The organism is Longimicrobiaceae bacterium (assembly GCA_035936415.1).
Taxonomy (GTDB): domain Bacteria; phylum Gemmatimonadota; class Gemmatimonadetes; order Longimicrobiales; family Longimicrobiaceae; genus JAFAYN01.
Genome location: DASYWD010000196.1, coordinates 1 through 5,990, shown reverse-complemented (window position 1 = coordinate 5,990; position 5,990 = coordinate 1). Strand labels below are relative to the sequence as shown.

General features: G+C 74.9%; 5 protein-coding genes. 4 read left to right on the top strand and 1 reads right to left on the bottom strand.

All coding sequences use genetic code 11. The features are described from left to right. From VGR37_07685 to VGR37_07670, 4 genes are all read left to right on the top strand, one after another. On the top strand, positions 1-438 hold a 438-nt coding region (locus VGR37_07685), incomplete at its 5' end, for a hypothetical protein (protein ID HEV2147269.1). Next, positions 435-1,898: an HD domain-containing phosphohydrolase gene (locus VGR37_07680; protein HEV2147268.1), complete on the top strand. Its 1,464-nt coding sequence runs from the start codon at positions 435-437 to the stop codon at positions 1,896-1,898. The genes VGR37_07685 and VGR37_07680, both read left to right, overlap by 4 nt. Beyond that, a complete protein-coding gene (gene trpA, locus VGR37_07675; protein HEV2147267.1) occupies positions 1,876-2,700 on the top strand; it encodes a tryptophan synthase subunit alpha in 825 nt (274 codons plus the stop codon). Before VGR37_07680 ends, trpA begins: the two co-directional genes overlap by 23 nt. Beyond that, entirely contained in the window at positions 2,687-4,843 is a 2,157-nt protein-coding gene (locus VGR37_07670) for a methyl-accepting chemotaxis protein (protein HEV2147266.1), read from the top strand. Before trpA ends, VGR37_07670 begins: the two co-directional genes overlap by 14 nt. Before the next feature lie 303 nt (positions 4,844-5,146). Here the strand turns inward: VGR37_07670 and VGR37_07665 are convergent. Continuing rightward, on the bottom strand, positions 5,147-5,990 hold an 844-nt coding region (locus VGR37_07665; protein ID HEV2147265.1), incomplete at its 5' end, for an NFACT RNA binding domain-containing protein.

Genomic DNA, 5,990 nt, shown 5'->3' with positions numbered 1-5,990 from the left:
GTCGAGGCCCTCCTCGCGCTCCGCAACCCGGTGGCGGCGCACGCCCTCCAGGGAGCGCTGGACGACGCCGACCGCGAGGTGCGGATCGCGGCGGCCCGCGCGCTCGCCGCACTCCGCTACACCCCGGCGCGCGGCGTGCTGGAGGCGGCGCTGGGCTCCAGGAGGCTCGGCGAGGCGGACCTCACCGAGCGGATCGCCTTCTTCGAGGCCTTCGGGGCGGTGGCCGGCGAGGAGGGCGTGGCCGTTCTGGACCGGGTCCTCAACGGGAAGAGCTGGCTCGGCCGGCGCGGATCGTCCGAGACGCGCGCCTGCGCCGCCCTGGGGCTGGCACGCTCCGGCCTTCCCTCCGCCCGCCGCTCCCTCGCCGCCGCCTCCGCCGAAACGGACCCGGTGGTGCGGAGCGCGGTCGGGCGCGCCCTCCGCGGAATCGACACGTGAGCACCGCCCACCTTTCCCACGCCGACGCCCCCGGCGACGGCCTCCCCGCCGACGAGCGCGGGCTGCAGCGCGCCGGGCGCGAGATCCTCTTCGCGCTGTACGCTTCGCTCCGGCTCCTCCGCATCTACCCGCTGGAGAACCAGACCGTCCAGAACGCGCTGCACGAGCTGGACGGCGTGGTGCGGCCGGTGCTCGCGTCGGACGGCTCGGTCTCCATCCGCTACGTGGGAGACTTCGTCTTCCTCAACGACCTGCGGATGCGGATCGACCTGGGGAGCTTCGCCACGTTCAGCGCCGTGGGGCGTGCGCTCCGCGCGCACGGGATCGGGCAGCTGGAGGTCCACCCCGGCGCCGACGTCGCCGAGTGGACCGCCTTCCTCGCCCTCCTCCTCGCGCAGCCCGACACGGAGGACCCCTTCGGGCGGTTCGCCGAGCGGCTGGCGCGCACCTCGGTCCGCGCCCTGGTGGCCGTCCCCGAGGTGGAGGCGGACGCCACCCCTCGCGACGCCGACGAGGCGCGGGAGATGGCGAAGCGCACCTACGCGCAGACCGTGGCCGTGGCGCGCGAGGTGATGTCCGCGGTGCGGATCGGGAGGAGCGTGAGCGTGCGGCGGGTGAAGCGCGCCGTGCAGTCCATCGTGGACCAGGTCCTCAACAACGAGACGTCGCTGGTGGGGATGACCACGCTGCGCGACTACGACGAGTACACCTTCACCCACTGCGTCAACGTCTGCATCTTCAGCGTGGCGCTGGGGAAGAAGCTGGGCCTTGCGAAGCACGAGCTGTACGAGCTGGGCTTCGGCGCGCTGATGCACGACGTGGGGAAGGTGCGGATGCCGATCGAGGTCATCAACAAGACCGGCCCGCTCACCCCGGACGAGCTGGCCACGATGCGGGAGCACACCACGGAGGGGTTCCTGGCGCTCTTCGACATGCGCGGGATGGCGGACCTCCCCCTCCGCCCCATGCTCAGCGTCTACGAGCACCACATGAAGACGGACCTCACCGGATATCCCGCCAGCACCCGGCCGCGCGACCCCACGCTCTTCCCCCGGATCGTCGCCGTGGCGGACAGCTTCGACGCCGCGACCACCAAGCGGAGCTACCAGTCCAAGCCCTGGCTCCCGCACCAGGCGCTCCAGGAGATGCGCGACAACCCGGCGCGGGGGATGGACCCGCTCCTGGTGAAGGCGTTCATCAGCATGACCGGGATCTACCCGGTGGGGAGCGTGGTGGTGCTGGACACCTACGAGATGGCCGTGGTCGTCGCGCCGAACCCCCGGCCCGAGGCGCTGCACGAGCCCGTCGTCCGCGTCATCTTCGACGCGCTGGGACAGCCGGTGGACCCGCCGCTCCAGGTGGACTTGGCGGCCCCTGGGCCCGGCGCCCCGCAGCGGACCATCATCAAGACCACGGACCCCGAGCGGTACGGAATCAATGTCGGCGACTACTTCGTCTGAGGCGGCGACGCTGGCGCGCGCCTTCGCCCGCGCGCGGGAGGAGGGCCGCGCCGCGCTGGTGCCGTACATCACGGCCGGCCACCCCACGCCCGAGGCCAGCGCGCGGGCCCTGGGGATGCTGGCGGAGGAGGGCGCCGACGTGATTGAGCTGGGGGTGCCGTTCAGCGACCCGCTGGCGGACGGCCCCACCATCCAGCGCTCCTCCTTCGAGGCCATCGGGCACGGCGTGGACCTCCGCTGGACGCTGGAGGCGCTGCGGCGCTTCCGCGAGGCGCACGACACGCCGGTCATCCTCTTCTCCTACCTCAACCCCATCCTCCGCTACGGGGTCGCCGAGTTCCTGCGCGACGCGGCCGGGGCGGGGGCGCAGGGGGTGCTCCTCACCGACCTCCCCGTGGGCGCCGACCCGGAGCTCGAGAGCGCCTTCGCCGCCTCTCCGCTCGACCTGATCCGGCTGGTGGCTCCCACCACGCTCCCGGAGCGGGTGCGGGAGATCGCCGCGGCGTCGCGCGGGTTCCTGTACTACGTTTCGCGCACCGGTGTCACCGGTGCGCGGCAGGAGCTGGCGGCGGGGCTGGAGCGCGAGGTGGCGGAGCTGCGCTCCGCGACGGACGTGCCGGTGGCCGTGGGCTTCGGCATCGCCACGCCGGAGCAGGCCGCCACGGTCGCCCGCGTCGCGGACGGCGTGGTGGTGGGGAGCGCGCTGGTGGACCTCCTCGGCCGCGAGGGGGTGGAGGGCGCCCGCCCTCTGGTCCGGGCGCTGCGTGCGGCCACGGTGCGGGGCGGGGATGGAGCTGGCTGAGCGGACGGTGCTCCCGCCGCTGATGGTGGCCGTGCTCCGGGGCTACGCCCGGGGGATGGTCTGGGCCGGGGGCGTGGTGCTGCTCGCGGCCGTGCTGGCCGCCCCTCCGGACGCCCGCGGGTGGCTGCTCGCCGGGGTGGGGACGCTGGCGGTCGCGGCGCTCCGCGCCTGGGCGGTCCCCCTCTCCAAGTACTCGTACGTCACCATGACCGTGGTCCCGGTGGGCGCGCTGACGCTGCTGGGGGCTCCGGTCCCGGCCGTGGCCGCGGCGTGGGCGGGGACGGCCGCCACCGACCTGCTGCGGCGGAGGGGCGCCTTTCCGGCGCTGGTGAACGCCGGCCGCGAAGCCGTGGTGGCCTGCGCGGGCGCCGGGGTCTTTCTCGCCGCCATACGGGTGGTTGCCCCGCCCGGCGGGGATCCCCTCTCCGTCGATGGGATCCCCGCGCTGGTCGCCTTCCTGATCTCCCACTTCCTCTTCTCCCGCGGTCTCTTCTACTTCTCCCTCGCCTTTCGCGGGAAGCTCCACGCGGGGGAGTGGATGGTCCTCTTCCGCCACGAGGTGATCGCCGCGGCGCTGGGCGCGACGGCTACGCTGGCCGTGGCGGGCGCCTTCGCCCTGTACGGCGACGGGCCGGGGTGGATCTTCCTCCTGGCCTTCATCGCCGCGGCCGGGGTGTTCGCCCGCGCGCTGGTCCTGGAGGCGATCGCTTCCGAGGAGCTGCGCAAGGTGATGGCGATGGAAACGGTGATCGCCGCGGGCGTCCCGCTCCACGAGTCGCTCGGCGAGATCGAGCAGCTCGCCGCCCGCCTGGTGGAGTGGCGCTGGCTGCACGTCTACGTCCTCTCCGGCGACGCGCTGGTCCCCGTCTACCCCTCCACCGAGCCCCCGGCCGCGCTGCAGGGGGCCGCCGCCCTGCGCCGCGCAGCCCTCACTTCCGTGGGACCGGTGGTGGTGGAGGAAGCCCGCACGGACCCCCGGCTCCCCTCCGGGGGCGAGGTGCGCTCCCTGGTGGAGCAGCCGCTCCGCTACGGGCGCGCGATGATGGGCGTGCTGGAGATCGCCCACCACAAGCCGCGCAGCTACGGCCCCACGGACCTCCGGCTGATCGAGCGCTTCGGGCGGCAGGTGGCGCTCGCGCTGCAGCTCGACTCTCTGGTGCGCCCCATGACCCACGCCGCCGGGGAGATCGAGGCGCAGCTCCGCGCCCTGGGCGGCACCGCCACCGGGATGCGGGAGAGCGGGGAGCGGGTCGCCGCGCACGCGGCGGAGATCGGCTCCGGGATCGCGGTGCAGGGGGAGCGCACCGCGGCCGGGCTGGACCTGACCTCGCTCCTCGCCGTCTCCGCGGCCGAGATGGCGGACGATGCCTCCATGGTCGCCGAGCGCAGCCGCGACGCCGGCCGCCTCGCCGCCGAGAACCGCGGCGCCATCTTCGAGGCGGTGGGCCGGCTGGTGGAGCTGCGCGACTTCGTGGACGTGGAGGCGAGGGAGATCGGCGCGCTGGCGGGCGCGTCGGAGCGCATCTCGCACGTGGTGGGCGCCATCCGCGACTTCGCCGACCAGACCAACCTCCTCGCCCTGAACGCCGCCATCGAGGCCGCGCGCGCCGGGGAGCACGGCCGGGGCTTCGCCGTGGTCGCGGACGAGGTGCGCAAGCTGGCCGATTCCAGCGCGCACGCGTCGCAGCAGGCCATGGAGATGGCCGGCGCCATCGGCGCGCAGGTGACCGCCACGGTGCGGCGGATGGAGCAGGGGGCGCAGCGGGTGGCGGACGTGGGCGAGCTGTCGCGGACCGCGCTGGACGCGGTGGAGCGGATCGTCGCGGCGACGGAAGGGGCGGCGCAGCTCACCGGCCGCATCGCCGAGCGAGTGGCGGAGCAGCGCTCCGGGATCGCGGGGCTGCACACGGAGTTCGGCGCCGTCGCCGAGGTGGCGGAGCGGAACGGGGCGGGCGCCCGCGCGGTGGCGCAGGCCGCGCGCGCCCAGGCGGAAGCGCTGGCCGAGATCCAGCAGGCTGCCGAAGCGCTGCGGGACGTCTCGGAGCGGCTGAACGGCTACATGGCGCGGTTCACGGCCGTCTCGCAGCAGTCCGTGTCCGACGGGAGCGCACCGGTCGCGGAGAGGGCGGCACAGCCGGCATAGCGGGGCGCGTCCTGCAACTCGTACGACGACAACGGCACAGTGCCCGGAGGGGTGCCGTGCCGTTTCGCGGCTGTGGCTGTCTCGCGCGGACGGTCGGAGGCGGGGTGGCGCTCCGGAAAAAGCCAAACTCGCTGCGCTCGAACACAAGGCTTTTTCCTCCGACCACCCCGCCTCCTCCCTGTCACCACCTCCGCGTGGGTGCCGAACTGCAGCCGCCGTGCTCCCCTCTCCCGCGTGCGGGGGAGGGGCCGGGGGAGGGGGCCTCCGTGGGCCCGCCGGGCGGGGGCCTCCGCGGGCCGCGCCCTACTCCTCCCCCCGCATTCGCTCCTCCACCGCCGGGTCCGGCTCCACGAACACCGTCTTCACCTGCTGCGGCACCACCGAGCCGGGGGGCGCGCCGCGCGGCTTGCGGACGTGCTTGCGCCGGGTCCAGTCCACCGCCACCAGCCCGGACGTGCGCGCCTTGCTGTAGAGCGCGGCCAGCGTCGCCGCCTCCTCCAGGTCGCGCGCGGGGGGTGCGGCGGGGTCCGTCCAGCGCAGGATCACGTGCGACCCGGGGACGGACTGGGCGTGCATCCACACGTCGCCCGGGGCCGAGTGGCCGAAGGTGAGGGTGTCGTTGTCCTTCGAGCTGCGCCCCACCCGCACCTCCAGCCCTCCCGAGGTGCGGAACAGCCGGTAGGGGAGGCGCGGCCCCTCGTCGGCCTTCGGGGCGGGGCGGCCGATCGGGCGCTCCACCGCGCGGAGCGCCCACTCCGGGAGGGCGCCGCCCTCCGCCTCGGCGGCCCCGATCGCCTCGCGCCAGCGCGCCGCCTCCGCCTCCGCGGCCTCGATCAGCTCCGGGATCCGCTCTTCGGCGCGCTGCAGCCGGCGCGCCTTCTCGTACCAGGCTTCGGCGTTCTGGTGCGGGCGGAGCGTGGGATCCAGCTCCACCTCCACCTCCATCTGGCCGCCCTCCAGGTCGGGGAGCCACGCGACCGCCGCTCCCGCGGGGACCAGGTGCAGGTGGGCCAGGATCAGGTCGCCGAAGCGGCGCATCCGCTCCGCCTCCCCGCTGGCCTCCAGCTCCCGATACAGGCTCCGCACCCGCCCCTCCGCCGCGGCCAGCCGGCGCCGCGCCGCCCGCAGCAGCCGCTCCGCCTCGCGG